Origin of the sequence: Bacillus sp. SIMBA_154, assembly GCF_046536015.1 — a bacterium.
Classification (GTDB): Bacteria; Bacillota; Bacilli; order Bacillales; family Bacillaceae; genus Bacillus; species Bacillus pumilus_P.
Genome location: NZ_JAWJBV010000089.1, coordinates 1 through 381, shown reverse-complemented (window position 1 = coordinate 381; position 381 = coordinate 1). Strand labels below are relative to the sequence as shown.

The 381-nt window shown below is 45.4% G+C and carries 1 protein-coding gene; it reads right to left on the bottom strand.

Going from position 1 to position 381, the window contains the following annotated elements; translation table 11 throughout:
- The coding region (locus tag R0K30_RS21230) for a hypothetical protein (protein WP_410612748.1) at positions 1–381 on the bottom strand (381 nt) is incomplete at both ends.

Genomic DNA, 381 nt, shown 5'->3' with positions numbered 1-381 from the left:
CAGGAAAAGCTGAGCGACTATTTTCACTGTAGCTATAACCCAGGCTGGAGGAAATTGACCAGTCACCCAGAGTGTCTTCAATCGAGACTTTGGCTTGCCGACCTCCGCCTTCTAAAGAAAAGTCGGAATCTTTAATGTCCGTTAAAATATAATCTCCCTTATAAGGAGAGTAACTGATACTGGCGGACAGTTTATCGAACCAGCCATCTGTCCAGTTATAACTGAGCATTGCGCTGATGGAATCCCGCTTTGTGGTAACCGGTTCCAGTAATGAAATTTCCCCAATTTCGGAAGTGGTTTTGCTGGTCGATAACATAATCGAATGACCGGGAGCCAGTGGTAGTGAACCTGTTATCGATACGGTTTGCTTGGAAAAGTCCG